Source organism: Dysosmobacter sp. Phy (assembly GCF_054476235.1).
In genome coordinates, this window is sequence record NZ_CM136997.1 from 1717618 (window position 1) to 1743923 (window position 26306).

Here is a 26306-nt window from a genome sequence, read left to right on the forward strand (position 1 = left end):
TCACTCCACTTCCAGGCACACGGTGTTGGCCGCCTCGCCCAGGTAGATGGCGCTCTTGGGCGGCAGCTTCACCGGGGTGTCCGGGGTCAGGCGCTGGCCGTCGGCCAGGAAGGTGCCGTAGGTGGAGCCCAGGTCCGTGACCACGAACACGCCCTCCCGCCGGTCAAAGTAGATCTGGCAGTGGCGGGCGCTGACGCCGGGGGTGCCCTCCTGATAGACCAGGCGGCACACGGCGGTGTCCCGGCCGATCTGGACCGGCTGCTGGTGGAGCTGGACCACCTGTCCGGCGTGCTGGGGAGCGGTGGACCGCAGCACGGGGGTGCCCTGGGCCTCCTTGGGCTCCTCCGCCGCCGGGGCGGGAGCCTTCTTCTTCCGCAGCACCAGCACCAGGACCACGGCGATCACCACCACGGCCGCGGCGATGCCGCCGTAGAGGGCCAGGTTGGAGCCGGTGTCGGCCTCATAGAGGGCGTAGGGGATGCTGTTGCGGTCCAGGATGGGCAGGATCTCGCTGATGCTCACGGCGTAGAACAGGTTCTGGTCCAGGTTGGACGCGGCGGTGTTGATGCCCAGCACCGCGCCGCTGCCGTCCACCAGGGGGCCGCCGGAGTTGCCGCCGCTCATGGCGGTGTCGGTCTGGATCAGGCGGCGGCCGGTGCCGCTCTCGGTGAGGAAGCGGCTGACGCTGCCGGTGGTGACGGTGGCGTCGTCCTTGCTGAAGGAGGTGACGGCCTGGATGGTGATGTCTGCCGCCAGGGGATAGCCCACGGCGTAGACCTCGCTGCCCAGCATGGCCTCCTCGGGCTCCCGCAGCAGCAGCGGCTCCCGCAGGTCCGTGGCCTTCTCCAGCTTCAGCAGGGCCACGTCCTTCTCGGCGTCGTAGTCCACCAGATAGGCCTCCTGCTCGCTGTCCTTGTCAAAGACGGCATAGAGCTCGCCGCCGCCCAGGGCCTTGCCCGCCAGGATGAACTCCTCCACCACGTGGCAGTTGGTGACGATGTACTGGGGATCCTCCCCCTGAGGGCCCACGAAGAAGCCGGTGCCCTGCCAGTAGTTCATGGTGCCGTCGTCGTCGGGGGCGCCGGTGCGGATCATGACGATGCCGTTGAGGGTGTTCTGATCGAAGGCGGCGCTGGCCGGGGCCGCGCACGCCAGCGCCAGGACGGCGGCCAGCACCAGGGCCGCAAGATGACGAAGTTTTCTCATACCACACACTCCAAATCGTTTTATTTGCAGGAAATCAGGATCCCGGTGAAGTTGTCCTGGGCGGGGAGGTCCTTTTCCAGCACCATCTGCTCCAGCAGGGCGCAGCCCTCCTCCGGCCGCAGGGCCATGGCCTCCATCAGCTCCGGAGGGGTCAGCACGCCGCTGACGCCGTCGGAGCACAGCAGCAGCGCATCGCCGGGCAGCAGCGCCAGGGGCCGCAGGCTGCGGTCCACCTCCTCCAGGCGGTCGATGCCCACGAAGGAGGTCAGCCGGTGGGCGTCCTCGTCCTGCTCCGCCCGCTCCCGGCAGATGACGTCCTGCTCCAGTTCCCGGGCGTAGAGGGTATTGAGGAAGGTGTGCTCCCGGTTGAGCTGGAACACGCCCCCGTCCCGCAGGAGGAAGATGGCGCTGTCTCCCACGCTGACCCAGTGCAGGGCGCTGCCCCGCAGATGGACCGCTGCCAAGGTGGTGCCGCTGGCGCCGGAGAAGCGACGGAACACCTCCCGGCTGACGGCGTGAACGCTCTCTGCCAGCCAGGCGGGGATGTCCGTGTCGGGGCCGCAGTCCCGGAACCGGGCCAGCAGGTCCTCCACGGCGCTCTGGCTGGCCTCCTTGCCGTCGGCCATGCCGCCCATGCCGTCGGCCACCACGGCCAGGAGGCCCTGGCTGCGGCGCAGGTCGGGGCTGGCCGCGTTCACCACGGCGAAGGAGTCCTCCTGCCGTTCCCGCCGGCCCACGCCCTGGATGTTGCCCACCTCCACCGTCAGCTCGCCCGGCTCCCGGGGCAATTCCCGGGTGACGGAGGGCTCGGTGACCCGCCGGGAGCGGCCCAGCAGGTTATGTAGCAGACCCATGGCGGTCCCCCTCTTTGTCCTCCCAGCGGAACTGCTCGCCGCACAGCGGGACGAACAGCAGCTTGGTCTGGCCGAAGTCGATGAGGTCGTAGGCCTTCAGCGGCATGGGGGAGAACAGCTCCTCCCCGTTGAGATAGACGATGTTGCGCCCCTCGCCGGGGATGAGGTTGAAGCGGTTGTTGCGGTCGCTGTAACTGATGCGGGCGTGGTTCTCCGCCGAGATGGTCATGTCCCCGGTGACGGTGATGTCCATGCGCTCGCTGCGGCCGATGGCGTTGATGCCGCCCCGGACGGTGTAGCTCTTGCCCCGGCTGGGGCCCTCCACGCAGACGAGCCACCCCACCACCGGGTCGAAGCCCATCTCCTGCTGCATCATGGCCACGGTCTTGCCCGCCTGGGCCACGCTGACGCCCAGGCCCCTGGGCGGCGCCGTGGGCTCCGGCGCAGGCTGAGGCGCGTAGCCCCTGGGGGGCATGGTCTTGGAGGGGGCCGTCACCGGCGTGGGGGCGTAGCCCCGGGGCGGCTGGGTCCGGCTGTCATCCGTGACCGGAGTGTAGCCCTTGGGCGGCTGGGTTTTCTGGGGCGCCGTCACCGGCGTCCGGGACAGCGGCGCCGTGGGCTGGGGCGCCGTCACCGGCACCGGGGCCGTGGGATTGACGGCGGTGGTCCGGACCGGGGCGGTGCGGCCCGCCGCGGCCACGGTGATCTGCTGGTTGGTCTTACAGTAGGGGCAGGTGGGGTACTTATCCGGGTCATAGAGATGTCCCCGCCCGCATTCGATCTGTGCCATGGGGTTCCCTCCTCCTATCTCTGATGGGTCAGCTGATATCCACGTTGGTCACATGGGACACCGGGGAGGTGTCCAGATTATCGGCACTGTTGTTCAGGGTAAAGCTCTTGAGGTTCGTCAGGTTCGACAGGGCGCTGATGTCCCGGACGGGATGGTCGTAATTGCCGATATACAGCGTCAGGGTCTGCAGCTCCGTCAGGCTCGCCAGGGCGGAGAGGTCGTTGTTGAAGACATTGCCGTTGATGTACAGCTCCGTCAGCCCCGTGAGGCTGCTCAGGGGGGCCAGGGAAATGCCCGGGTCGTCATAGTCGTTGTTGCCGTAATAGCGCAGGGTCTTGAGTCCCGTCAGGCCCTTCAGGGGCGCCAGGCTCTCCACCGGACCGTCCACATCCAGGGATTGCAGCTGCGTCAGTCCCGCGAGGCCCTCGATGTTGATCGGCGTCTTGAAATCATAGTCCCGGCTGGGCAGGTCCAGGGACTGCAGCTTGGTCAGGTTGGTCAGAGGCGTCACGTCGGTATACATAGCGCCAGAGCCGTAGAGCTGCAGCTCCCGCAGCTCCGTCAGGTTCTCCAGGCCCTGGAGGCTCTTCAGCCCCTCGGTCCGCACGGACAGGGACTGCAGCTTCGTCAGACCCTCCACGCCCTTCAGGGAGGAAATGCCGGAGTCGCTGCCGCTCAGCCGCAGCTCCCGCAGATCCGTCAGGCCGGAGAGGAAGCTCAGGTCCTCCACATAGTAGTTTCCGGAGAGGTTCAGATTTTGCAGCTTCGTCAGGCCCGACAGCACGCTCAGGTCGGTCACGTTGCCCACGTTCAGGTACAGCTGCGTCAGCTTCGTCATGCCCGCCAGGGCGCTGATATCCGACAGGGAGTAGTAACCGCTGCTGTTGTAGTCGTCCAGATTCAGCGTCCGCAGCTCCGTCATGCCCGCCAGGGGGGCCAGGCTGGTGATGCCGCTGACATTCAGCCGCAGCTCCTGGAGCTTGGTCATGCCGGACAGGGCCTCCAGATGGGTGACGCCGTTGGCGCCGGAAGTGCCGTTGTTGCGCCCGATCTCCAGGCGGGTCAGGCCCGTCAGGTTTTTCAGCGGCGTCAGGTCCAGATCCTCAAAATCGCCCCAGATATAGACCTCCTGGAGCTTGGTCATATTTTCCATGAAGGAAAGGTCGGAGATGTAGTTGTTGCTGCCGTTGAAGTTCAGGTTCTTCACGTTGACAAGGCCCGACAGCACGCTCAGGTCCGCCTCGCCCACATCGTTCAGCTGGAGGTACTCCAGCTTGGTCCAGCCGGACATGAAGGACAGGTCCTCCACCGGGGAACCGTAGTAGTTGAACTCCGTCAGGTTGGTCAGGCCCGACAGGGGGCTCAGATCCGTCAGGTTGGGGTTTTCCCGCAGGTCGATGTACTCCAGCTTCTCCAGGCCTGCCAGGGGCGAGACGTCGGTGATGTCGTTGCTCCCCAGGCGCAGGCTGTTCAGCTCCGTCAGCGGCTCCAGGGGGGTCAGGTCCGTGATCTCGTTGCCCTCCAGGCTCAGATAGGTCAGGTTGATCATGTACCGGAGATCCTGGATATCGCTGTCCGTCAGGCCCATGTTCTCCAGCTCCAGCCGCCGCTCGTCGGTGCTGTATGTCTGGCCCTGGATGGTGATGGAGGGCACCGCGGACTTTTTGAGGGGACTGCCTCCGCCTCCGTCTCCGCCGCTGCCGCCGCCCAGGAAGCTGGAGGCGATCACCAGCGCCAGCACCGCCGCGGCGATGGCGCCGAAGAATTTGGGCCGCTTCTTCACCTTCCCGATCAGTTCATCCAGCTGGCTGCCGGCGGTGGGCGCCGCCGGGGCCGCGCCGGGCAGGTCCACCACCCGCTGGCTCTCAATGGCCTCCAGAAACTCCGCCGCGCTCTGGAACCGGTCCTCCGGCTGGACCGCCAGGCCCTTGAGGATGGCCTTGTCCAGATACTCCGGGATCTCGATGCCGAGCTGCGAGATGGGCACCAGCTCGTCCTTGTCCAGCCGCTCCAGGCTCTCCGGCGGGAGATACCCGGTGATGGCCGCGTAGAAGCAGGCCGCGCAGGAGTACACGTCCGTGTAGGGTCCCTGGCGGCTTCTCCGGATGTACTGCTCCTTGGGGGCGTAGCCCACCTTCAAAATCACGTCCAGGCTCTTGGACTTGTCGCCGATGGAGTACCGGGCGGAGCCGAAGTCCAGGAGCTTGACCATACCGTCTTTGGTGATGTAGATGTTGTCCGGGGTCACGTCCCGGTGGATGAAGCCCTCGGCGTGGACCGCCGTCAGGGCCTGGAGGACGGGGATCATCACGTTGAGCGCCTCCTCCACGCTGACCTTGCCGCCGTGGCCCGCGATATAGGTCTTGAAGGAGATGCCCTCGATGTAGTCCATGACGAAGTACGACGTGTCGTTCTCGTCGAAGTAGCTGGTGACGCCGGCGATGTTGGGGTGGCCGATGAACTTGGCCAGGGTCCGGGCCTCCTCCAGAAAGCGCTCCGCGCCGTAGGTGAAGGCCTCGGTCTTGCTCTCGGCCAGGACGGAGACGGTGGTCCCGTCCACACGGGTGGCCAGCTCGCTGGGCATGAACTCCTTCACGGCCACCTTGGCGCCCAGCTGGGTGTCCAGGGCCAGGTAGGTGATGCCGAAGCCGCCCTGGCCCAGCACCCGGCCCACGATGTAGCGGCCGCCCAGCACTGTCCCGGCCCGGAGGGCCGTGGGGAATTTCTTCTCGTTTTCCGCCAGGTCAAAGCCGCAGTGGGGGCAGGGACCCCCGCCCTCCGGCCGCTCCTGGAAGCAGTTGTAGCAAAGGGTGGATACACTGGTCGGCATGATGCATTTCTCCCATCCGCAGTTGTTGGGGGGCGGGATCGCTCCCGCCCCCGGCGTATTCAGGTGCTTTCTCCAGAGGCGCCGCCTAGAACAGCGTCCCCTCTCCCTGGGCAAAGAGCATATCGTTGATGGCGTTGAGCTCCGTTCCGTGCAGGAGCCCGTGGCTGATGATGGCGTCCCGCCGGCTCCGGGGATAGAGCTGGGCGTAGGAGGCCTGCTGAAGCAGCCGCTGGGTCTCCTCCAGCGTGGCGCCCAGGCCGATGCACAGGCACAGCAGCCGGTCCCGGGAGGGCTTGCGCCGGCCGGAGAACACCTGGTGGAGGTACACCTCGCTCGTGCCCGCCTTCCGGGCCAGGGCCGCTTTGGACAGGGACTTCTTCTCGTAGAGCGCCTGGAGCAGCTCGGAGACGCTCTGATCGGCAAAAAACGGCTGGTTTTCCGTCAGATAGGCGTCGATCTCCGACTCGCTCATCAGCTCCTGGATCAGTTCCCCTGTACTCTTCTCCTCCACACTTTTTCCCCCCTCTTTACTTCCAAAGTGAAATTGTATATACTAAATTTACAACGTTTTATAAGGCGATACAATATGCTCTCTGCATAGTATCCGCGGTTTGGGGGAGGGATTTCCCATCTACACCTGGCTGTTGGACATTCTGAAAACCGAATACGACGAGGTGTGCCTGCTCAAGGAGGGTCCCCGTGGCAGCGTGCGGCTGCTGCGCCACCGTGCCACGGGGCGGCGCTTTGTCCTCCGCCGCTTTACCGGCAGCGGGGAGGTCTACCGGAAGCTGCTGGACTGCGCCTGCTCCAATCTTCCTATGATCTACGAGGTGGCGGAGGGCGAGGGCGAGACCGCCGTGCTGGAGGAGTACATCCAGGGGGACACCCTGGGCTTTTTGTTGCAGGGCGGCCTGTTCACCCCGGAGCAGACCCGGAAGATCGTCCTCCAGGTCTGCCGGGCATTGTGGGTGCTCCACTCCCTGGGCGCCGTCCACCGGGACGTGAAGCCGGAGAACATCCTCCTGCGGGGGGATGAGGCCGTGCTGATCGACTTCGACGCCGCCCGGCTCCACAAGCCCGCCCTCAGCGCCGACACCCAGATCCTGGGCACCACCGGCTTCGCCGCCCCGGAGCAGTACGGCCTGTCCCAGTCCGACCCCCGGGCGGACATCTATTCCGTGGGTATCCTCATCAATGTGATGCTCACCGGCCAGCACCCCTCCCGGAAGCTGGCGGAGGGGCGGCTGGGCCGGGTGGTGGACCGGTGCACCCACGTCAATCCCCAGCAGCGCTATCAGAACGTGCTGCGGCTGATGGAGGCGCTGTGACATGGATCAGACCTCAAAATCCTGCCCCTACTGCGGGTCGCCTCTGCCCCGGGCCGCCGCCTTCTGTCCCCACTGCGCCCAAAGCCTCCGGCCCCGCAGGACCATGGCGCCGCCCCTCCGGCGGTGGCGGCGGCTCCTGCGGCCTGCCGTGATCCTGGCGGTGCTGGCGGCGGCCATGCTGGCGGGCTGGCGCTGCCTGGCTCCCCGTACATTCGACGCCTACGGCCAGGTGACCTACACCGACGCCGATGGCACCTATCAGCTGCTGGTGACCTTTCAGAACGAGCGCTTCACGCCCCAGCCGGAGATCACGGAGCAGGCGGAGGCGGACGGGGAATACCGGATGCCCTCCCGCCTGTTCATCAACCATGTGGACACCGGTGCCAACGCCGGGCAGATCTTCTTGCAGAAGGTGGAGTGGGCCTCCGCCGAGCTGCTCCAGCCGGAGGACAGCCCTTCGCCCATGGTCTGCTCCCAGCCGGAGTACCGGGATTTCTCCCCGGATTCCGCCCTGGTCTCCCTGGTGGATTTCGCCGGCCGCAGCGCCCCGGCGGAGCTGGTGTGGACCCTCCGCATGGAAAACGGGGACACCATCCGCCTGCGGCAGAAGATCGCGGCGGAACTGGTGGAGACCTATGACTTCGGCCCGGAGGACGCCCCCATGGACACGGCGGAGGACCTCCAGGCCCTGGTGGACCGGATCGCAGAGGAGGTCCCTCTGCCCGCCGTGGTGAACCTCCACCTGCCCGCCGTCACCTACCAGGGCGGCCTCACCATCGGGGACCGGCCCGTGAACCTCTTCGGCTCCGCCGACGCCTCCGGCCGCCGCACCGCCTTCACCGGCACCGTCCGGGTGGCCGCCCCGGACGGGCCCATCTGCTACTTTCACGACCTGGACTTCACCGGGGACGGCAGCGGCGTGGGCGTGTCCGCCTCGTCCCGCTTCTGGGCGGAGAACTGCGCCTTCACCAACTGGAAAACCGGCGTCCTGGGCTACGGGGACGTGTGGGTCAACGTGATCGGCTGCCGCTTCACGGGCAACGGCGTGGGGTTCCACTTCAACAGTGCCGGCAAATACGCCACCCACACCCTGTACAACGACAATCTCTTTGAACACAACGGCACCGCTGTGCTGCTGGAGCGGGTGCCCACAGAGGAGACGCTGAATTTCCAGGGCTGCCGGTTCACCGGCAACGGCACCGACATCGACAACCGCTGCGGCCATTCGCTGGAGATCGCCCAGGCCGTCTTTGAGTAAGGAGGAGACCGGATTTGGAACGCATCTGTCCCCACTGTGGGGCCCCTCTGCCGGAGGAGGCCTCCTTCTGCCCCCGCTGCGCCCGGGACATCCATCCCCGCAGGACGGCGAAGCCCCCGGCGCCCCTGCGGAAAAAGCGCCTGCTGGGCCTGCTGGTCCTGGCGGCGCTGATCGCCGGGGGCGTATACTGGGCGCTCCAGGCCCGTGCGCCTCAGGTCTACGACGGGGTGGGCGAGGTGATCTACACCGACGGAGACACCGCCTATCAGGTGCTGGTGGCCTGGCCCAACGACCGCTGCGCCCCGGCGCCGGACATCTACCAGAACGGGCGGGCGGAGGAGACCACCCGCTGGCCCTCCCGGCTGTATGTCAACTACAAGGACACCGGCGCCGACGCCTGGGACGAGTTCTCCGCCCGGGTGGAGAGCTTCCGGGTGGAGGTGGAACAGGACGCCCGGGGCGCCTCGGAGCTGACCGCGGAGGCCCCCACAGTCCGGGACGACTACTCTCCGGACGCCGCCATGGTCTCCACCCTGGACTTCACCGGGGACTGCGGGGAGCCCCAGGTGGTGTGGGTCCTGGAGCTGACCAACGGGGACGTGATCCGGGTCCGGCAGACCATGCACGTGACGCTTATCAACACCTACGTCTACGACTACCACGACTACCCCATGGAGACCCTGGAACAGCTGCGGACCCTGCTGGACCGGATCGAGGCGGAGACGGACCGGCTGGACGAGGTGCTGGTCTGCCTGCCCCCGGTCACCTACACCGGGAAGCTGGAGCTGACCGGCCGCTCCTATGAGTTCCACGGCTGCACCGACGGGACCGGCCGCACGGTGTTCACCGACACCGTCCACGTGGCTACGGAGCAGGCCTACTGGCTGAATTTCTTCTACGACATCGACTTTGTGGGGGACGGCTCCGGTGTGGGGTTGTCCTTCTCCGTCAGCGGCCGGGCCACGGACTGCACCTTCACCGGCTGGAAGACCGCCGTGCTGGGTTACGGCTACGCCTGGGTCAACGTGATCGGCTGCCATCTGGCGGACAATCAGGTGGGCTTCCACTTCAACAGCACCGGCCAGAGCGCCAATCACTCCCTGTACAACGACAACCGCTTCGAGAACAACGGCACCGCCGTGCTGCTGGAGAGTGTGCCCACGGACATGACCCTGGATTTCGTGGGCTCGGTGTTCGCCGGAAACGGTACCGATATCGACAACCGCTGCGATCACAGCCTGGACCTCTCCCAGGCGGTATTTTCCTGAGCGGCAGCCTCTGAACGCATAAAGAGCGCGCCCCCGGCCGGTGGCCGGAGGCGCGCTCTTTATGATTGAAAGGGGGGATCGATCTCTTAGCCGAAGTAACGCTTCAGCAGGCCCTCAAAGGCCTTGCCGTGGCGGGCCTCGTCGCGGGCCATCTCATGCACGGTGTCGTGGATGGCATCCAGGTTGTACTGCTTAGCCAGCTTGGCCAGCTCGAACTTGCCGGCGGTAGCGCCGTTCTCGGCCTCGACGCGCATCTCCAGGTTCTTCTTGGTGGAGGTGGTCACCACGTCGCCCAGCAGCTCGGCAAACTTGGAGGCGTGCTCGGCCTCCTCGTAGGCGGCCTTCTCCCAGTACAGGCCGATCTCGGGATAGCCCTCGCGATGGGCCACGCGGGCCATGGCCAGGTACATGCCGACCTCGGTGCACTCGCCCATGAAGTTGGCGTTCAGACCGTCGATGATCTCCTTCTGGACCTCAGCGGGGACACCCTCGCCGAAGGACTTGCCCACGCCCACGACGTGCTCGGCAGCCCAGCTCATCTCACCCTTCTGCTCGGTGAACTTGGAGGCGGGAACGCCGCACTGGGGGCACTTCTCGGGGGGATTGGCACCCTCAAACACATAACCGCAAACAGAGCAGACCCACTTCTTCATAGTAATTTCCTCCTCAACATATTCCTTATTGTTTTATGTTCTTTGAATCATTCATTGCGCTTGGGATGGTCACAGTATAACAGGATATTCGAATATTTGAAGTTGCTTATGCAACAGGCGCAAAAATTTTATGTGGTTTTTTCCCGCTCAAAGATCAGGTCCACATTGCTGATGCCGCCGTGGCCGGTGAAGGCCACCGGAAAGAAGCCCACGTACCGCCACCCCTCGGCGGCGTACCGGTCGATCAGCTCCCGGTGCTCCCGGGAGCCGGAGAGAAATCCGCCGCCGGTCTCCACTGGCAGATATTTGTACTCGTACATTCACTTTCCTCCCTTCGGAAAACGGCGGGACCCGGGGGTCCCGCCGTTTTGGCGCGTTTTGAATGAAGTTACTGCTCCTCCGCCAGGGCCTTGCCTCAGCGACGGCCTTGCCCCATCGGGCGCTCCGCGCCCTGCGGGGACCCCGCATTGGACCCAGATCGTCCGAAATGAATTCGGCCGATCTCAAGAGTTTGCCTCCGGCAAAATGCTTGTACGCCGGACTTCCGGCGAGAAGACGCCGGCGGCGCGGTTTTCGGTTACTGCTCCTCCGCCAGGGCCTTGGCCTCAGCGATGGCCTTCTCCTGGGCGGCGGGCGGGCAGTCCTCGTAGCGGACGAAGTGGAACACGAAGCTGCCGCGGCTCTGGGTCATGGACCGCAGGTCGATGGCATAGCTGCCCATCTCGGCCATGGGGACCTCGGCGGTGATGACCTGCTCGCCGTCGCCGGTGGGATCCATGCCCATGACACGGCCGCGCCGCTTGTTCAGGTCGCCGATGACGTCGCCCATGTAGCTGTCGGGCACGGTGACCTTCAGCTCGCCCACGGGCTCCAGCAGCACGGGGTTGGCCTCGGGCATGGCGGCCTTGTAGGCCAGCTGGGCCGCGGTCTTGAAGGCGATTTCAGAGGAGTCCACCGGGTGATAGGAGCCGTCGTACAGCACGGCCTTCAGGTTCACCACCGGATAGCCGGCCAGGGGACCGTGGGCGCAGGCCTCCCGCAGGCCCTTTTCCACGGCGGGGAAGAAGTTCTTGGGCACGGAGCCGCCGAAGACCTCCTCGGCGAAGATCATGTCGTCCTGCTCGGCCTGGGGCTCGAAGCGGATCCACACGTCGCCGAACTGGCCGGAGCCGCCGGTCTGCTTCTTGTGACGGCCCTGCTTCTGGACGGTCTTGCGGATCTTCTCGCGGTAGGGCACGCGGGTGGGCTTGAGCTCGGCCTCCACGTTGAAGCGGCTCTTGAGCTTGCTGACCAGCACGTCGATCTGCATGTCGCCGGAGCCGGAGAGGACCATCTGGTGGGTCTCGGCGTTGTTGGAGACGGTGAAGGTGGGATCCTCCTCGTTGAGGCGGGCAAGGCCCTGGGCGATCTTGTCCTCCTGGCCCCGGGTCTTGGGCACGATGGCCACGGAGTAGCAGGGCTCGGCGAAGGGGATCTGCTTGAGGGCCACGACCTTACGGGCGTCGCACAGGGTGTCACCGGTCTTGACCTTGTCCATCTTGCCGATGGCGCCGATGTCGCCGCAGACCAGCTCCTTGACCTCGGTGGCCTTCTTGCCCCGCATGGCGTACAGCCGGCCCAGCTTCTCGGAGGACCCGGTGCGGGCGTTGACCATGGGCATATCCGGCGTGATGGAGCCGGAGAGCACCTTCACGAAGGAGTACTTGCCGTACTGGTCGGAGACGGTCTTAAAGACGAAGGCGGTGGGCACGCCGCCGGGGGAGACCACGAACTCCTCGGTCTCGCCGTCGGCCTTGGTAGCTTTATGATAGTTGCCCTCCATGGGGTTGGGCAGCAGGTCCACGATGTTGTCCAGCAGCATCAAAGAGCCCATGCAGTTGACGGCGGAGCCGCACAGCACGGGGAACAGACTCAGCTCCCGGACGCCCTGGCGCAGGCCCTGGATCATCTCGGCGTAGGTGAAATCCTCGCCGCCGAAGAACTTGTCCATGAACTCCTCGCTGGTCTCGGCCACGGACTCCTTGAGGGCGTTGTTGAACTCCTCAATGACCTCGCCCTTGCCCTCGGGGATCTCGATTTCCACCCGCTTGAGGTTCTGCATCTCATAGGCGCGCTTGTTCAGCACGTCGATGATGCCGGTGACCTTCTTGTCGGCGTCCCAGATGGGGACCACCACCGGGGCGATCTTGTTGCCGAAGCGCTCCCGCAGGGCCTCGAAGGTGGCGTTGTAGTCGCTGTTGTCCTCGTCGGTCTTGGAGATGTAGATGAAGCGGGGCATATTCCGCTCCTCGCAGTACTTCCACGCCTTCTCCAGACCCACGGACACGCCGTCCTTGGCAGAGCAGACGATGATGGCGGCGTCGGCGGCCCGCAGGGACTCCATGACCTCGCCGGCGAAGTCGAAGGCGCCCGGGGTGTCCAGCAGGTTGATCTTGCAGCCCTTGTACTCCAGGGGCGCCACAGCGGCGGAGATGGAGATCTGGCGCTTGGTCTCCTCCGGATCGTAGTCGCAGACGGTATTGCCGTCGGCGCCGCGGCCGATGCGGTCGATGGCGCCGGTCATATACAGCAGGCTCTCCGCCAGGGCGGTCTTGCCGTTTCCGCTGTGCCCCAGCAGACAGACGTTGCGGATGTTTTGTACAGAATAGCTCATGTTCGTTCCACTCCTTATGTTGTGCTGCCTCCTGGCCCAGAGGGCCGGATCATAAGCGCGGGGGAATGCCTAATGTAGAAATTATACAACGTTTGCCGGGGCAATACAACAAAAATTTTGGCATCTTTCCCGTTTTGGGCAGGAGGGAGAAAATCACCGGCGAAATTTTGTCACCCCGTGAGAAAATCGCCTCCGGCGCCCACGGAAAAAGCGACTGTCCAAACCAACCTGCGGCCGAAGGGGAGGGGATTTGCGGAGGGTCAGCCTCCGCAGCTGACGGCGGCTGCCCGGGCCAGGATCGCACCCGGCGCACGGCATATCCCCTCCGCAGGCAAGTGCGCGTCACTGGACAGGCTGGGGGAAAACTGCTATACTGGCCCCATACGGAAGGGGGGGAGACCATGGCGGAACAGATCGAAGCGGGCCTGTGGCGCCTGGACATCCCGCTGGTGGGGAACCCGCTGAAAAATCTCAACAGCTACCTGCTCACGGGAGAGCGGAACCTGCTGATCGACACCGGCTTCCGCCAGGACCCCTGCCGGGAGGCCATGGCCCGCCAGCTTCAGGAGATCGGCGCGGACCCGGACCGGACGGATATCTTCCTCACCCACCTCCACAGCGACCACGCGGGCCTGGCCCCGGAGCTGATCCGGCCCGGCTGCCGCATCTTCATCAGCGGCACGGACCTGCCGGGGCTGGAGGACGCCATGAGCCCGGAGCGGTGGCGGCGGATGTACCGGGAGTATGAGCGAAACGGCTTTTCCCCGGAGGAGACGGCCCTGCTCTGGTGCGGCAATCCGGCCCAGAACGCCGGCGCCGGGCAGTGGGACCCGTCTTTGTACACGGCCCTGGCCGACGGGGCGGAGCTGACGTACGGCGGCTGCCGGCTGCGGTGCATCCTGACCCCGGGCCATACGCCGGGGCACCTGTGCCTGTACGAACCGGAGCGGCGGTGGCTGTTCTGCGGGGACCACGTGCTGTTCCACATCACCCCCAACATCTGCCGCTGGAGCGGCGTGCGGGACTCCCTGGGGGACTATCTCAAGAGCCTGGAGCGGGTGAAGGAGCTGCCGGTGGAGCGGCTGCTGCCGGCCCACCGGGCCGAGACGGGGGATCTCCGCGCCCGGGCGGAGGAGCTGCGGCTCCACCACCTGCGCCGCCTGGAAAACGCCCTGGACATCGTCCGCCGCCGTCCGGGCCTCACCGCCTACGACATCGCCGGCGAGATGCGCTGGAGCATCCGCTGCCGGGACTGGGGGGACTTCCCCGTGACCCAGAAGTTCTTCGCCGTGGGCGAGGCCCTGTCCCACCTGGACTATCTGGAGGTCCGGGGCCTGGTGGAACGGCGGTCGGAGCGGGAACACGACGTCTATTTCGCCGCCGACGGCGGCAGGATCACCCAAGAGACCTACTTCAAATAAAGGAGCGTGCTGAAATGGAACTGAACGAGATTTTGAGCAAGTGCGACCACACCCTGCTGGCCCAGACGGCCACCTGGAAGGAGATCCAGGCTATCTGCGACGACGGCATGAAATACGGCTGCGCCAGCGTCTGCATCCCCGCAAGCTACGTCCGGCAGGCGGCGCAGTACGTGGAGGGAAAGCTCCCCATCTGCACCGTCATCGGCTTCCCCAACGGCTACGACACCACCGCCGCCAAGTGCTTCATGGCCTCCGACGCCGTGGACAACGGCGCCGAGGAGGTGGACATGGTCATCAACATCGGCTGGGTCAAGGATAAGAAGTGGGACGACCTGCTCAGCGAGATCAAGGCCGTCAAGGCCGCCTGCAAGGGAAAGCTCCTGAAGGTCATCATCGAGTGCTGCTTCCTCACCGACGAGGAGAAGGTGAAGATGTGTGAGATCGTCACCGCCTCCGGCGCCGACTATATCAAGACCTCCACGGGCTTCGGCGGAGGCGGCGCCACCCGGGAGGACGTGGCCCTGTTCGCAAAGCACGTGGGCCCCGACGTGAAGATCAAGGCCGCCGGCGGCATCGCCGACCTGAAGGACGCCGAGGACTTCATCAGCCTGGGCGCCTCCCGCCTGGGCACCAGCCGCATCGTCAAGGCCGTCAAGGCCATGGAGGGCTGAGCCATGGGCACGCCCCACAATGAGGCGGCCGCGGGCGCCTTCGCCAAGACGGTCCTGATGCCCGGCGATCCTCTGCGGGCCAAATTCATCGCCGAGACCTTCCTGGAAAACCCCGTGCTGGTCAACAACGTCCGGGGCATCCAGGGCTATACCGGCACCTATCAGGGCACGCCGGTGTCCGTCATGGCCTCCGGCATGGGCATGCCCTCCATCGGCATCTACTCCCATGAGCTGTTCCACGTCTACGACGTGGACAACATCATCCGCATCGGCTCCGCCGGGGCCATCTCCCCGAAGCTGAAGCTCCGGGACGTGGTCCTGGCCCAGGGGGCCTGCACGGACTCCCGCTACGCCCACCAGTATGGCCTGGGCGGCACCTTCGCCCCCATCGCCGACTTCACCCTGCTGGAGACCGCCGTGGCCGTGGCCCGGCGGCTGGGCGTGGAGCCCCCGGTGGGGAACCTGCTCAGCTCCGACGTGTTCTACAACAAGGCCGGAGACACCCTGAAGTGGGGGGAGATGGGGGTGCTGGCCATTGAGATGGAGGCCGCCGCCCTGTACTGCAACGCCGCCGAGGCCGGCAAGCGGGCCCTGGCCATGTGCACCATTTCCGACAGCCTGGTCACCGGGGAGGCCCTGCCTCCCGCCGAGCGGCAGACCAGCTTCACCCGGATGATGGAGATTGCCCTGGGCACCGCCGTGGAAATGGCGAAGAAGTGAACTGCGCCGCCTAAGGGCGGATAGAGAAAGCGGGAGGCAAACGGCCTCCCGCTTTCGTCAAAATAGGGGAAAATGTGTCCAAAACGAAAACGATGGGGGTTCCTAGTTGAAATCCGGGTAAAGAACTGGTATAATGCAAGCTGATCCGAAACGGATCGGACCCGGTTGAAACCGGAAAAATATGGAAAGAAGGTAGATTCCAATGAAGAAGTTTCTTGCATTGACTCTGGCATTGGTGATGGCCTTGTCCCTGGTCGCCTGCGGCGGCGGCAGCGATACCGCTCAGACGGACGAGGATACCGCCACGACCGAGGATACCGCCACTGACGAGACCACGACCGAGGCTCCCGCCAGCGCCGACGATATCCCCGACACCATGACCAGCGAGGACGGCAAGTATCAGGTGGCCTTCGTCACCGACGTGGGCCAGCTGAAGGACAAGTCCTTCAACCAGGGCACCTTTGACGGCGTGAAGCTGTATGCCGCCGCCAACGGCCTGAGCTACAAGTACTATCAGCCCGCCAACTCCAGCGAGGCCACCGACGATGACCGCTATGACGCCATGAAGGCCGCCGTGGACGGCGGCGCTGAGGTCGTCGTGTGCGCCGGCTACCTGCAGGAGGCCGCCCTCAAGCGCGCCGCCATGGAGTTCCCCGACGTGCCCTTCGTGTTCATCGACGGCTATCCCCTGACCGATGACGACGGCAATGTCCTGGCCAACGTGGCCGGCATCTCCTTCCAGGAGGAGCAGGCCGGTTATCTGGCCGGCTTCGCCGCTGTGAAGGACGGCTTCACCAAGCTGGGCTTCTCCGGCGGCGGCGGCGGCACCAACGATGCCTGCTGCCGGTTCGGCTACGGCTATGTCCAGGGCGCCAACGCCGCGGCTGAGGAGCTGGGCGTCACCGTCGACATGAACTACTCCTGGGAGTACGGCGCCACCTTCTCCGCCTCCACCGAGCTGCAGACCATGATCAGCGGCTGGTATGCCAACGGCACTGAGATCGTCTTTGCCTGCGGCGGCTCCATGTTCCAGTCCATCGCCGCCGCGGCTTCCGCCAACGACGGCTATGTGATCGGCGTGGACGTGGACCAGTCCGGCGAGTCCGACTACGTGGTCACCTCCGCCATGAAGGGTCTGTCTGACGCCGTGCAGTGGGCCGTTGGCCATGTGTACGACGGCACCTTCTCTGAGATCGGCGGCACCGGCACCTCCCTGGGCGTGAAGGACAACGCCGTGGCGCTGCCCACCGCGGACAGCTCCTGGCGCTTCGAGACCTTCACCGTGGAGGAGTACGAGGACCTGTATCAGCAGATGCTGGACGGCACCCTGGTGGTGGACAACGACTTCTCCAAGCTGGAGACCACCGAGTGGAGCAACGTGAACCTGAGCATTATCTAAGGCAATATTTCACTGGGGAAAGAGGGCGCGAACGCGCCCTCTTTCTTTTGGCCCCGGCGTTCCGGGGCATGAATTTCTTGTGTTTTTTCCCCAAATATTATATAATAGCTCTATCTATTCAGGAGAGGGCGGGATGAGGCTTATGGAAGCGGAGAACATCATCGAAATGCTTCACATCACCAAGGAATTCCCCGGCATCATCGCCAATGACGACATCACGCTCCAGCTGCGGCGGGGAGAGATCCACGCGCTGCTGGGCGAAAACGGCGCCGGAAAATCCACACTGATGAGCGTGCTGTTCGGCCTGTATCAGCCGGAGGCGGGCGTCATCAAGAAAAACGGGCAGGAAGTGAAGATCCACGACCCCAACGACGCCACCGCCCTGGGGATCGGCATGGTGCACCAGCACTTCAAGCTGATCGACGTGTTCACGGTGCTGGACAACATCATTTTGGGGGCGGAGACCACCAAACTGGGCTTTTTGCAGAAGAAGGAGGCCCGGAAGAAGGTGGAGGCCCTGTCGGAGAAATACGGCCTCAAGGTGGATCTGGACGCCCGGGTGGAGGATATCACCGTGGGCATGCAGCAGCGGGTGGAGATCCTGAAGATGCTCTACCGGGACAACGAGATCCTGATTTTTGACGAGCCCACCGCCGTGCTGACGCCCCAGGAGATCGACGAGCTCATGGCCACCATGAAGGAGTTCGCCAAGGAGGGCAAGTCCATCCTCTTCATCTCCCACAAGCTCAATGAGATCATGGCCGTGGCCGACCGGGTGACGGTGCTGCGCAAGGGCAAGTGCATCGGCACCGTGGAGACCAGGGACACGGACAAGCAGTCCCTCAGCAACATGATGGTGGGCCGCCCCGTGCAGCTGGAGGTGGTCAAGGCCCCCGCCCGGCCCACCGACGTGGTGCTGGATGTGGCGGGCCTCACCGTGCCCTCCAAGAGCCACAAGCGCAACGCCGTCAACGACGTCACCTTCCAGGTGCGGGCCGGGGAGATCGTCTGCATCGCCGGCATCGACGGCAACGGCCAGAGCGAGCTGATCTACGGCCTGACGGGGCTGGAGAAGTGCTCCGGCGGCACCGTGAAGCTGTGCGGCCGGGACATCTCCCACGCCTCCATCCGTCACCGGGGGGACGACATGAGCCACATCCCCGAGGACCGGCACAAGCACGGGCTGATCCTGGATTTCACCCTGGAGCAGAACATGGTGCTCCAGCGGTTCCGGGAGCCCCGGTTCCAGCACATGGGCTTCATCAAAACCGGCGCCGTGCGGGAGTACGCCGACAAGCTGATCGAGCAATATGACGTCCGCTCCGGCCAGGGGCCCGTCACCGTGGCCCGCAGCATGTCCGGCGGCAACCAGCAAAAGGCCATCATCGCCCGGGAGGTGGACCGGGACAAGCCGCTGATCGTGGCCGTCCAGCCCACCCGGGGCCTGGACGTGGGCGCCATCGAATACATCCACAGCCAGCTGGTGGCGGAGCGGGACAAGGGCCGCGCCGTGCTGCTGGTGTCGCTGGAGCTGGACGAGGTCATGAGCCTCAGCGACCGGATCCTGGTGATGTACGAGGGCGAGATCGTGGGCGAGCTGGATCCCCGGACCACCACCGTGCAGGAGCTGGGCCTGTATATGGCAGGCGCCAAGAGAACGACGAAGGCAGGTGAGACGGCGTGAAGCAAAAGGGTTCCAATCTGTTGGAGCGGGACGGCACCAAATCCGTGCTGGCGTCCCTGATCTCCATTTTCATCGGCCTGATCGTGGGCGGCGTCATCATTCTGATCGTGGGCCTGGGCTCTCCGGAGCTGGGCATCACCGGTGCCTGGGACGGCATCCGGCTGGTGTTCGGCGGCCTCTTCGCCACCGGGCGGGACGCCGCCGGCGCCCTGACCTTCGGCTTCAACCCCACCAACATGGGCAATATGCTCTTCCGGGCCACACCGCTGATCCTGACGGGCCTTTCCGTGGCCGTGGCCTTCAAGACGGGCCTTTTCAACATCGGCGCGCCGGGCCAGTACCTGATGGGCACCGCCGCCACGCTGATGCTGGCCCTGGGCATCCCCTCCGAGACCGTCCCCGCCGGGCTGATCTGGGTGATCGCCTTTTTGGGCGGCATCCTGGCCGGCGCCGTGTGGGGCTGCATCCCGGGCCTGGTGAAGGCCTTCCTCAACATCAACGAGGTGCTGGCCTGCATCATGACCAACTGGATCGCCGCCAATCTGGTCACCTGGATGTTCGACGGCAGCGACTACCGCAACCTGGTGGAGAACACCAAGAGCGGCTATATCTACAAGACTTCCTTCAACGGCGTCCAGACGCCCAAGCTGGGGCTGGACAAGCTCTTCCCCAACTCCCAGGTCAACGGCGGCATCCTGGTGGCCATCGTCATCGCGGTGCTGATCTACATCCTTATGAGCAAGACCACCCTGGGCTATGAGCTCAAGGCCTGCGGCGCCAACCGCCACGCCGCCCGGTACGCCGGCATCGCCGACAAGCGCAACATCGTGCTGTCCATGGCCATCGCCGGCGGCCTCTCCGGCGCCGCGGCGTCGCTGTACTACCTCTCCGGCAACACCGAGTTCTTCTGGTCCACCTACCAGTCCCTGCCCGCCACGGGCTTCAACGGCATCCCCGTGGCCCTGCTGGCGGCCAGCCATCCCATCGCGGTGGTGTTCACCGGCTGCTTCATGTCCATGCTGGACATCGTGGGACTGCAGATGACCAACCTGACGGCCTACAACGAGTACATCACCGACGTGATCATCGCGGTGATCGTGTACCTCAGCGCCTTCTCCCTGGTGATCAAGATGCTGCTCAGCGCCCGGGGCAAGCGCCGGGCTGCGGCGGCGGAGCAGGCGGCCCCGGCGGCCGCACCGGCAAAGGACGGGCCGGATGGAACGGATGGGAAAGGAGGCGATGGGGTATGACGTTTCTGATCCAGCAGACCCTGATCTACGCCGTCCCCCTGATGATCGTGGCCCTGGCCGGCGTGTTCGCCGAGCGCAGCGGCATCATCAACCTGGCGCTGGAAGGCATCATGATCTTCGGCGCCTTCGTGGGCGTGCTGTTCGTCAACGTGACCCAGCAGGCGGGCACCTTCGCCGAGGCCAAGGCCGCCGGCGACTGGGTGGCCCTCCAGGGCTTCATGCTGCTGGCCATGCTGGCGGCGGCGGTGATGGGGGCCGTGTTCTCCCTGCTGCTGAGCTTCGCCTCCGTGAACCTGAAGGCGGACCAGACCATCGGCGGCACCGCGCTGAACCTGCTGGCCCCCGCCCTGGTGCTGTTCTTCATCCGCATCATCGCCAACCAGAACACCCTCCAGATGGCCGAGGGCGACTCCGCCAGCTGGTTCATGATCAAAAAGAGCTTCTTCGGCTACGGCCGCGGCGATGAGATGGGCTTCCTGGGCTCCACCTTCATCGACAAGACCTACCTTGCCACCTACATCTGCATCCTGCTGTTCGTGGTGCTGTCCATCCTGCTGTACAAGACCCGCTTCGGCCTGCGGCTGCGCTCCTGCGGTGAAAATCCCCAGGCGGCGGACTCTCTGGGCATCAACGTCTACAAGATGCGCTACGCCGGCACCACCATCTCCGGCGCCCTGGCGGGCATGGGCGGCTTCGTCTACGCCATGACCACCGCCAACTGCGCCTCCACCGGCGACGTGGCGGGCTTCGGCTTCCTGGCCCTGGCGGTGATGATCTTCGGCAACTGGAAGCCCCTGAACATCGCCGGCGCGGCGCTGATCTTCGGCCTGTTCAAGTGCATCGCCGCCTCCTACTCCAGCATCGACATCAACGGCGACGGCGTGTTCCTGCTCAAGGAGATCGGCGTGAGCCCCCACTTCTACCGGATGCTGCCCTATATCATCACCCTGGTGGTTCTGGCCTTCACCTCCAAGAAGTCCCGGGCCCCCAAGGCCGAGGGCATCCCCTACGACAAGGGCCAGCGCTGAGAGAGGGGGGAGCGCCATGGAACCGATCTTTTTCCAGCTCCCCGTCTGTGTGGGGGACGTGACGCTGCGGGTGGCCCGGGGCCACTTTGCCACCCGTCACAGCCACATCAACTATCTCATCGACGTGACCGCCCAGAAGGCCAGCCTCCGGGAGGCGGAGGCCGTGGCGGCGCAGCTGGCGGAGCGGCACCTGTCCAACAGCCTGGTGGACACCATTTTGTGCCTGGACGGCACCCGGGTCATCGGCACCTGCCTTGCCCGGCAGCTGACCCAGTCCGGCTACCGCTCCATGAACGAGGGCCGGGATATGTATGTCCTCCGGGCGGAGGCCGACGGCGAGGGCAAGATCCTGATTCGGGACAATGCCCGCCACATGATCCGGGGGAAGAACGTGCTGCTCCTGGTTGCCTCTCTGACCACCGGCACCACCGCCCGCCGGGGCATGGAGTGCGTGGCGTACTACGGCGGCCATGTGGCCGGCGTGGCCGCCATTTACAGCCATAAGACGGTCATGGAGGACGTGCCCGTGGCGTCGCTGTTCGATTACACGGACCTGCCGGATTACGCCAGCTATCCGCCGGACCAGTGTCCCTTCTGCCGCCGGGGCGTGCCCCTGGACGCGGTGGTCAACAGCTTCGGCTATTCTGTCATATGACGCAGCGAAACCGCACCCCCGGCGCCTGGGCGCCGGGGGTGCGGTGCGTCGCAGGGGAGGCCGGACCGGGACGCCGGAGGAGGGATTGCCTATCCCAGCACGTACCCCGCCAGTGAAGCCGCCAGCGCCGCCGCCAGGAGGCCCTGGACCGCCTTGCCCCGGAGACAGGCTGCCGGGGACAGGCCGCTGCCCTCCAGCACCGCCGCCGTCTGGCACAGCACCGACAGCCCGCCCCAGCCCGCCATGCCGGAGACCAGGATGAAGCCGAAGCGGTCCGGCGTCAGCAGGGGCGTCAGGGAGAACAGCTCCGTGAGCCCCACCAGCGACGCCCCGGCCCGGCCCCCCAGGGCCGCCAGAGGCCTTGCCAGCACGTAGAAGAACACCACGAAGGCGCACACCGACGCCATGCCCCGCAGAGACGCCGCCACCGCCTCCACCAGGGCAGCGGGGGCCGACACGGCCCGGAAGGCCGGCGGACGGGTCAGCTGCCGCCGGCGGGCAGGCCGCGCCCGGCCCCGGAACAAAAGGCCCGTCAGCAGCGCCGAGAGCAGGTGGATCAGCCACAGCCAGATCCCCGTCCGCACGCTGCCGAACACCCCCACGCCCAGGACGCTGATGAGGAACACCGGGTTGGAGTTGTTGCAGAAGGTCAGCAGCCGCTCCCCCTCCTCCCGGGATACCAGCCCCGCCCGGCACAGCTGCGCGGCGGTGGAGGCGCCGATGGGATAGCCCCCCACCAGCCCCAGCACCAGCGCGGCGCTGCCGGCCCCGGGCACCCGGTAGAGCGGTTCCATCAGCCCCGCCAGCCAGGGGGCTGCCAGCTCGCCGAAGCCCAGGGACAGCAGGGCGGAGGTGACTACCAGGAAGGGGAACAGCGCCGGGACCACGGACCGGGCGCACAGGTCCAGCGCCTCCTCCACGGAGGCCCGGACCGCGGCGGCGTCCGCCAGCATCCACAGCAGCAGTCCGCACAGTCCCAGACAGGCCAAAAGGCGCCAGCGCAGTCTCATTCCCCCGTCACCCCCCGCCTGAGTCTATGCCCCGCCGGCGGCGGCTATGCCGCCGTGGGACACGCAAGTTTCTCCCCGGCGGCGCATACAGTCGGGGGAGAGGTGAGACGATGGAGCGGAACAAAAAAGACAAGGCGGGGGTCCTGGACACGGTGGCGGAGCTGTTCGACCTGCCGGCGGACGTGGTGGCGGGCCTGCCCCACCTGGAGATGGTGGGCAGCCGCCAGCTGTATCTGGAGCACCACGCCGGGATCCTGTCCTATGGGGAGGAGCAGATCGACGTGAACACCTCCGGCGGTGTGCTGCGGGTGCGGGGGCAGCGGCTGTCCCTGATGGCCATGACGGCGGAGGAGCTGCGGATCGGCGGGCGGATCGCCGCCGTGGAGTGGGTGTAGGCCATGCTGAAAGAGATCGTCAACCGCCTCCGCGGCCAGACCTGGGTGCGGGTGGAGGCCCCCTTCCCGGAGCGGGTGCTGAACCTGTGCAGCGCCAGGGGGCTGGCCTTCTGGGACCTGGAGTGGCAGTCGGAGACCGCCTTCACCTGCCGCCTCAGCCGCCGGGACTGCGGGCGGCTGCGGCGGGCTCTGCGGAGGATGGAGTGCGAGATGACCGTGGTCCGGGGCGAGGGCGTGCCCTTCTTTCTGGGCCGGTTCCGCCGGCGGCAGGTGCTGCTGGCGGGCCTCACGGCGTGCGTGCTGTGGGTGACGGTGGGGTCCTTCTTCATCTGGGACTTCACCGTGGAGGGCAACGAGACCGTCTCGGACGAGGAGATCCTAAGGGCTCTGGAGAAAAACGGCATCGGCATCGGTACGCTGGGCCTGGGCCTGGACACGGAGGACCTGCGCAATCACATCCTGCTGGAGATCCCGGAACTCAACTGGCTCACCGTCAACGTCTCCGGCTGCCGGGCCACGGTCCAGGTGCAGGAGCGGCGGCCGGTGCCGGAGCTGGTCAGCAAACGGGAACCGGCCAACGTAGTGGCCCGTCGGGCCGGTCTGGTGCTGGAGATCCAGGCGCTGGACGGCACCGCCTGCGTGCTGCCGGGCACGGCTGTGACGGAGGGGCAGATCCTGATCTCCGGCGTGGAGGACACGCAGACCCTGGGCGCCCGGGTCCTCACCGGCATGGGCACCGTGGAGGCCCGGACCTGGTATACGCTCACTGCCGACCTGCCCCTTTCGGCGCCGGTGAAGCGCTACACCGGGGAGGAGAGGACCTTTTACTCCCTGGTCCTGGGGACGGAGCGGATAAAATTCTTCTCAAACAGTGGCATGGAGGCCGGTTCTTATGATAAAATAACCACCAGAGACCGTCTCACCTTCTTTGGCGTGCCGCTGCCGGTGACGCTGGAGCGGGAGACGTGCCGGTACTATGAGCCCCAGGCCGCCGCCGTGGATATCGCCGCCGCGGAGGACGCGGCCGAGGCGGCCCTGACCGACTACCTTCACACCCTGGTGGACGACTACGGCACCGTGTCCTCCACCCTCTGCTCCTCCCGCCAGCGGGGCGAGACGCTGACAGTGACGCTGACGGCGGAGTGTGTGGAGCAGATCGCCCAGACGGTGCCCATCTATACGGAAGAACCGGACGGAGACCGCCCGTAAAAAGCACAGGAGTGATACTTTGGAACAGAGAATCAGCATTGAGCGGCTGGAGCAGGCCGTGAACATCTTCGGGTCCTTCGACGAGAACATCCGCCTGCTGGAGCAGGAGTTCTCCGTCACGGTGGTGAACCGGGACGGAGAGCTCCGGGTGGAGGGCGAGCCGGAGAACACGATGCTGGCCTGCAAGGCCATCCAGGCCCTGCTGACCCTCTCCTCCCGGGGAGAGGCCATCGGCGAGCAGAACGTGCGCTACGTCATCGGATTGGTCCGCTCCGGCAAGGAGGAGCAGATCACCCAGCTGACCGGGGACGTGCTGTGCATCTCCGCCAAGGGCCGGCCCATCAAGCCCAAGACCATCGGCCAGAAGGAGTATATCGCCTCCGTTCTGAAAAACACCGTCACCATCGGCGTGGGCCCGGCGGGCACCGGCAAGACGTATCTGGCCGTGGCCGCCGCCGTCCAGGCCTTCCGGGACAAGCAGGTCAACCGCATCATCCTCACCCGCCCGGCGGTGGAGGCCGGCGAGCGGCTGGGCTTTCTTCCCGGCGACCTCCAGAGCAAGGTGGACCCGTACCTCAGGCCCCTGTACGACGCCCTCTTCGATATGCTGGGGGCGGAGACGTACCAGAAGTACCTGGAGCGGGGCAACATCGAGGTGGCGCCCCTGGCCTATATGCGGGGCCGCACCCTGGACGACAGCTTCATCATCCTGGACGAGGCCCAGAACACCTCCCGGGAGCAGATGAAGATGTTCCTGACCCGCCTTGGCTTCGGGTCCAAGATCGTCATTACCGGCGACGTGACCCAGATCGACCTGCCCGACGGCAAGGCCTCCGGCCTCCGGGAGGCCATGCGGGTGCTGCGGAAGGTGGAGGGCATCGGCATCTGCGAGCTGACCAACGCCGACGTGGTCCGCCACGTCATGGTCCAGCGGATCGTGGCGGCCTATGAGGAGTACGAGAACGCCAGAAACGGCGGAAAGGGGAAGAAGTGATGGCAAAGCGGCATTATATTCCGGTCACCGCGGACATTCCCGGCGCCGCCAGCCAGGGCAACTGCGCCCTGATCCGCAAGGTCATCCGCACGGCGCTGGAGGCGGAGGGGGTGGACTTCCCCTGCGAGGTGGACGTGCTGCTGACCGACGACGCCCGCATCCACGAGATCAACCGGGAGATGCGGCAGGTGGACCGGCCCACGGACGTGCTGAGCTTTCCGGAGTTCGACCTGACGCCCGGCGAGCTGCCGGGCGCGGAGGACGCCGACCCGGGCACGGGCCTGGTGCCCCTGGGGGACATGGTGATCTCCATGGAGCACGTGGCGGCCCAGGCCAGGGAGTACGGCCACACCCGGCGCCGGGAGCTCTCGTATCTGGTGGTCCACTCGGCGCTGCACCTGCTGGGCTACGACCACCTGGACGAGGGACCCCAGAAGGCCCAGATGCGCGCCCGGGAGGAGGCCATCCTGGCCCAGCTGGGGATCGGGCGCTAGTCCCGGGGCAGCCCCCGCCCGGTGTGCAGGCCCAGCAGGAAGGCGTGGATCACAACAAACTCCTGGGTCTTATCGTAGAGCTGCTCACACCGAAAGCTCATGACATCGAACATCTCATCGAAGTAGAGCTTGTAGTCCCCTTGTGGGAGCCCCTCCAGGTAGGGCCTGATGTAGTGGGCGTGAAGCCAGAGCAGGAAGTCGGACATGATAAGCCCCCCGAAACACGATATTTATTAGGTGCTATCACTAGGATAGCACGATATAAGTTAGGTGTCAATAGAGTATGGATATTTTAGTGCAAGAGAGATTACGGGCACTACGCGCGGAACGCCACGAAACGCAGAAGCAGGTTGGAGAGGCTGTTGGACTGAGTGAGCGGCATTATCAGTTTTTTGAGCTGGGAAAGCATTTGCCCAGCCTGGAAAACGCCTGGAAGCTGGCGGACCACTTCGGGGTGTCCCTGGACTATCTGGTGGGGCGCAGCGACCGGCGGTGAGTCGCCGCGTACCATCTTTGCGGATGGGGCATATACTGTC

26 protein-coding genes are annotated in these 26306 nt (G+C 65.6%); 16 read left to right on the forward strand and 10 right to left on the reverse strand.

Features of this window, described 5'->3' with window-relative positions; genetic code table 11:
• The 5 genes from ACVDHE_RS08350 to ACVDHE_RS08370 all read right to left on the reverse strand — a co-directional run bounded on the left by ACVDHE_RS08350 (position 1) and on the right by ACVDHE_RS08370 (position 6191).
• The gene (locus tag ACVDHE_RS08350) at positions 1-1206 is read right to left on the reverse strand and encodes a trypsin-like peptidase domain-containing protein (protein WP_458884293.1); all 1206 of its coding nucleotides are present in this window, start codon (positions 1204-1206) and stop codon (positions 1-3) included.
• Between the two features lie 20 nt (positions 1207-1226).
• Entirely contained in the window at positions 1227-2060 is an 834-nt protein-coding gene (locus tag ACVDHE_RS08355; RefSeq protein WP_458884294.1) for a PP2C family protein-serine/threonine phosphatase, read from the reverse strand.
• A complete protein-coding gene (locus ACVDHE_RS08360) occupies positions 2044-2850 on the reverse strand; it encodes an FHA domain-containing protein (RefSeq protein WP_458884295.1) in 807 nt (268 codons plus the stop codon). The genes ACVDHE_RS08355 and ACVDHE_RS08360 overlap by 17 nt, the downstream gene beginning before the upstream one ends.
• Positions 2851-2878: 28 nt before the next feature.
• The gene (locus ACVDHE_RS08365) at positions 2879-5680 is read right to left on the reverse strand and encodes a leucine-rich repeat domain-containing protein (RefSeq protein WP_458884296.1); all 2802 of its coding nucleotides are present in this window, start codon (positions 5678-5680) and stop codon (positions 2879-2881) included.
• An 85-nt stretch (positions 5681-5765) separates the two neighbouring features.
• The gene (locus tag ACVDHE_RS08370) at positions 5766-6191 is read right to left on the reverse strand and encodes a helix-turn-helix domain-containing protein (RefSeq protein WP_458884297.1); all 426 of its coding nucleotides are present in this window, start codon (positions 6189-6191) and stop codon (positions 5766-5768) included.
• Between the two features lie 100 nt (positions 6192-6291).
• On the opposite strand from ACVDHE_RS08370, the gene ACVDHE_RS08375 reads away from it, so the two are divergent.
• Genes ACVDHE_RS08375 through ACVDHE_RS08385 form a run of 3 tightly spaced genes read left to right on the forward strand, consistent with a single transcriptional unit; the run spans position 6292 to position 9534 of the window.
• Complete coding sequence (locus ACVDHE_RS08375; RefSeq protein ID WP_418724636.1) at positions 6292-7008, forward strand: serine/threonine-protein kinase; 717 nt, start codon at positions 6292-6294, stop codon at positions 7006-7008.
• A gap of 1 nt (position 7009) precedes the next feature.
• Positions 7010-8266: a right-handed parallel beta-helix repeat-containing protein gene (locus ACVDHE_RS08380; RefSeq protein ID WP_325227010.1), complete on the forward strand. Its 1257-nt coding sequence runs from the start codon at positions 7010-7012 to the stop codon at positions 8264-8266.
• A 14-nt stretch (positions 8267-8280) separates the two neighbouring features.
• Positions 8281-9534 (forward strand): zinc ribbon domain-containing protein, encoded by a 1254-nt coding sequence (locus ACVDHE_RS08385; protein ID WP_458884298.1) that lies wholly within the window; start codon positions 8281-8283, stop codon positions 9532-9534.
• Positions 9535-9620: 86 nt separating this feature from the next.
• Here ACVDHE_RS08385 and ACVDHE_RS08390 read toward each other — a convergent pair whose 3' ends face one another.
• The 3 genes from ACVDHE_RS08390 to ACVDHE_RS08400 all read right to left on the reverse strand — a co-directional run bounded on the left by ACVDHE_RS08390 (position 9621) and on the right by ACVDHE_RS08400 (position 12840).
• Positions 9621-10187 (reverse strand): NADH peroxidase, encoded by a 567-nt coding sequence (locus ACVDHE_RS08390; RefSeq protein WP_325227013.1) that lies wholly within the window; start codon positions 10185-10187, stop codon positions 9621-9623.
• Positions 10188-10315: 128 nt separating this feature from the next.
• Positions 10316-10507, reverse strand: coding sequence for a DUF4177 domain-containing protein (locus tag ACVDHE_RS08395; protein WP_213037613.1), 192 nt, complete (start codon positions 10505-10507; stop codon positions 10316-10318).
• Between the two features lie 257 nt (positions 10508-10764).
• The gene (locus ACVDHE_RS08400; protein WP_458884299.1) at positions 10765-12840 is read right to left on the reverse strand and encodes an elongation factor G; all 2076 of its coding nucleotides are present in this window, start codon (positions 12838-12840) and stop codon (positions 10765-10767) included.
• A 401-nt stretch (positions 12841-13241) separates the two neighbouring features.
• On the opposite strand from ACVDHE_RS08400, the gene ACVDHE_RS08405 reads away from it, so the two are divergent.
• From ACVDHE_RS08405 to ACVDHE_RS08440, 8 genes are all read left to right on the forward strand, one after another.
• Entirely contained in the window at positions 13242-14261 is a 1020-nt protein-coding gene (locus tag ACVDHE_RS08405) for an MBL fold metallo-hydrolase (RefSeq protein ID WP_458884300.1), read from the forward strand.
• 14 nt (positions 14262-14275) lie between these two features.
• Positions 14276-14932 (forward strand): deoxyribose-phosphate aldolase, encoded by a 657-nt coding sequence (gene deoC / locus ACVDHE_RS08410; protein WP_458884301.1) that lies wholly within the window; start codon positions 14276-14278, stop codon positions 14930-14932.
• Positions 14933-14935: 3 nt separating this feature from the next.
• Positions 14936-15652, forward strand: coding sequence for a purine-nucleoside phosphorylase (gene deoD, locus ACVDHE_RS08415; protein WP_458884302.1), 717 nt, complete (start codon positions 14936-14938; stop codon positions 15650-15652).
• 202 nt (positions 15653-15854) lie between these two features.
• Positions 15855-17051, forward strand: coding sequence for a BMP family lipoprotein (locus ACVDHE_RS08420; RefSeq protein ID WP_458884303.1), 1197 nt, complete (start codon positions 15855-15857; stop codon positions 17049-17051).
• A 133-nt stretch (positions 17052-17184) separates the two neighbouring features.
• Positions 17185-18735 carry an ABC transporter ATP-binding protein gene (locus ACVDHE_RS08425; protein ID WP_458884304.1) on the forward strand — a complete coding sequence of 517 codons (1551 nt, stop codon included), beginning with the start codon at positions 17185-17187 and terminating at the stop codon, positions 18733-18735.
• The gene (locus ACVDHE_RS08430) at positions 18732-19985 is read left to right on the forward strand and encodes an ABC transporter permease (RefSeq protein ID WP_458884305.1); all 1254 of its coding nucleotides are present in this window, start codon (positions 18732-18734) and stop codon (positions 19983-19985) included. The genes ACVDHE_RS08425 and ACVDHE_RS08430 overlap by 4 nt, the downstream gene beginning before the upstream one ends.
• Positions 19982-21013, forward strand: coding sequence for an ABC transporter permease (locus ACVDHE_RS08435; protein WP_458884306.1), 1032 nt, complete (start codon positions 19982-19984; stop codon positions 21011-21013). The genes ACVDHE_RS08430 and ACVDHE_RS08435 overlap by 4 nt, the downstream gene beginning before the upstream one ends.
• Before the next feature lie 16 nt (positions 21014-21029).
• Positions 21030-21668 (forward strand): type I phosphoribosyltransferase, encoded by a 639-nt coding sequence (locus tag ACVDHE_RS08440; RefSeq protein ID WP_458884307.1) that lies wholly within the window; start codon positions 21030-21032, stop codon positions 21666-21668.
• Between the two features lie 89 nt (positions 21669-21757).
• Here ACVDHE_RS08440 and ACVDHE_RS08445 read toward each other — a convergent pair whose 3' ends face one another.
• On the reverse strand, positions 21758-22678 hold the full coding sequence (locus ACVDHE_RS08445; RefSeq protein WP_458884308.1) for a nucleoside recognition domain-containing protein: 921 nt from the start codon (positions 22676-22678) through the stop codon (positions 21758-21760).
• A 110-nt stretch (positions 22679-22788) separates the two neighbouring features.
• Between ACVDHE_RS08445 and ACVDHE_RS08450 the strand changes: the two genes are divergently transcribed.
• Genes ACVDHE_RS08450 through ybeY form a run of 4 tightly spaced genes read left to right on the forward strand, consistent with a single transcriptional unit; the run spans position 22789 to position 25770 of the window.
• The gene (locus ACVDHE_RS08450; RefSeq protein ID WP_213037623.1) at positions 22789-23073 is read left to right on the forward strand and encodes a YabP/YqfC family sporulation protein; all 285 of its coding nucleotides are present in this window, start codon (positions 22789-22791) and stop codon (positions 23071-23073) included.
• 3 nt (positions 23074-23076) lie between these two features.
• Positions 23077-24282, forward strand: coding sequence for a sporulation protein YqfD (locus ACVDHE_RS08455; protein ID WP_213037624.1), 1206 nt, complete (start codon positions 23077-23079; stop codon positions 24280-24282).
• A 19-nt stretch (positions 24283-24301) separates the two neighbouring features.
• Entirely contained in the window at positions 24302-25276 is a 975-nt protein-coding gene (locus ACVDHE_RS08460) for a PhoH family protein (protein WP_213037625.1), read from the forward strand.
• On the forward strand, positions 25276-25770 hold the full coding sequence (ybeY, locus tag ACVDHE_RS08465) for an rRNA maturation RNase YbeY (RefSeq protein ID WP_418725160.1): 495 nt from the start codon (positions 25276-25278) through the stop codon (positions 25768-25770). Before ACVDHE_RS08460 ends, ybeY begins: the two co-directional genes overlap by 1 nt.
• Here the strand turns inward: ybeY and ACVDHE_RS08470 are convergent.
• A complete protein-coding gene (locus tag ACVDHE_RS08470; protein ID WP_418725161.1) occupies positions 25767-25976 on the reverse strand; it encodes a hypothetical protein in 210 nt (69 codons plus the stop codon). The genes ybeY and ACVDHE_RS08470 overlap by 4 nt on opposite strands.
• Before the next feature lie 77 nt (positions 25977-26053).
• Here ACVDHE_RS08470 and ACVDHE_RS08475 point away from each other — a divergent pair, with 77 nt between their 5' ends.
• The gene (locus ACVDHE_RS08475; protein WP_418725162.1) at positions 26054-26266 is read left to right on the forward strand and encodes a helix-turn-helix transcriptional regulator; all 213 of its coding nucleotides are present in this window, start codon (positions 26054-26056) and stop codon (positions 26264-26266) included.
• Positions 26267-26306: the final 40 nt, after the last annotated feature.

Coding starts and splice junctions, on each gene's coding strand:
- ACVDHE_RS08440 (WP_458884307.1), top strand. CDS start 21,030: ATGGAACCGATCTTTTTCCAGCTCCCCGTCTGTGTGGGGGACGTGACG.
- ACVDHE_RS08365 (WP_458884296.1), bottom strand. CDS start 5,680: ATGCCGACCAGTGTATCCACCCTTTGCTACAACTGCTTCCAGGAGCGG.
- ACVDHE_RS08380 (WP_325227010.1), top strand. CDS start 7,010: ATGGATCAGACCTCAAAATCCTGCCCCTACTGCGGGTCGCCTCTGCCC.
- ACVDHE_RS08355 (WP_458884294.1), bottom strand. CDS start 2,060: ATGGGTCTGCTACATAACCTGCTGGGCCGCTCCCGGCGGGTCACCGAG.
- ACVDHE_RS08360 (WP_458884295.1), bottom strand. CDS start 2,850: ATGGCACAGATCGAATGCGGGCGGGGACATCTCTATGACCCGGATAAG.
- ACVDHE_RS08390 (WP_325227013.1), bottom strand. CDS start 10,187: ATGAAGAAGTGGGTCTGCTCTGTTTGCGGTTATGTGTTTGAGGGTGCC.
- deoD (WP_458884302.1), top strand. CDS start 14,936: ATGGGCACGCCCCACAATGAGGCGGCCGCGGGCGCCTTCGCCAAGACG.
- ACVDHE_RS08470 (WP_418725161.1), bottom strand. CDS start 25,976: ATGTCCGACTTCCTGCTCTGGCTTCACGCCCACTACATCAGGCCCTAC.
- ACVDHE_RS08350 (WP_458884293.1), bottom strand. CDS start 1,206: ATGAGAAAACTTCGTCATCTTGCGGCCCTGGTGCTGGCCGCCGTCCTG.
- deoC (WP_458884301.1), top strand. CDS start 14,276: ATGGAACTGAACGAGATTTTGAGCAAGTGCGACCACACCCTGCTGGCC.
- ACVDHE_RS08445 (WP_458884308.1), bottom strand. CDS start 22,678: ATGAGACTGCGCTGGCGCCTTTTGGCCTGTCTGGGACTGTGCGGACTG.
- ACVDHE_RS08450 (WP_213037623.1), top strand. CDS start 22,789: ATGGAGCGGAACAAAAAAGACAAGGCGGGGGTCCTGGACACGGTGGCG.
- ACVDHE_RS08395 (WP_213037613.1), bottom strand. CDS start 10,507: ATGTACGAGTACAAATATCTGCCAGTGGAGACCGGCGGCGGATTTCTC.
- ACVDHE_RS08420 (WP_458884303.1), top strand. CDS start 15,855: ATGAAGAAGTTTCTTGCATTGACTCTGGCATTGGTGATGGCCTTGTCC.
- ACVDHE_RS08475 (WP_418725162.1), top strand. CDS start 26,054: ATGGATATTTTAGTGCAAGAGAGATTACGGGCACTACGCGCGGAACGC.
- ACVDHE_RS08455 (WP_213037624.1), top strand. CDS start 23,077: ATGCTGAAAGAGATCGTCAACCGCCTCCGCGGCCAGACCTGGGTGCGG.
- ACVDHE_RS08400 (WP_458884299.1), bottom strand. CDS start 12,840: ATGAGCTATTCTGTACAAAACATCCGCAACGTCTGTCTGCTGGGGCAC.
- ACVDHE_RS08435 (WP_458884306.1), top strand. CDS start 19,982: ATGACGTTTCTGATCCAGCAGACCCTGATCTACGCCGTCCCCCTGATG.
- ACVDHE_RS08425 (WP_458884304.1), top strand. CDS start 17,185: ATGAGGCTTATGGAAGCGGAGAACATCATCGAAATGCTTCACATCACC.
- ybeY (WP_418725160.1), top strand. CDS start 25,276: ATGGCAAAGCGGCATTATATTCCGGTCACCGCGGACATTCCCGGCGCC.
- ACVDHE_RS08405 (WP_458884300.1), top strand. CDS start 13,242: ATGGCGGAACAGATCGAAGCGGGCCTGTGGCGCCTGGACATCCCGCTG.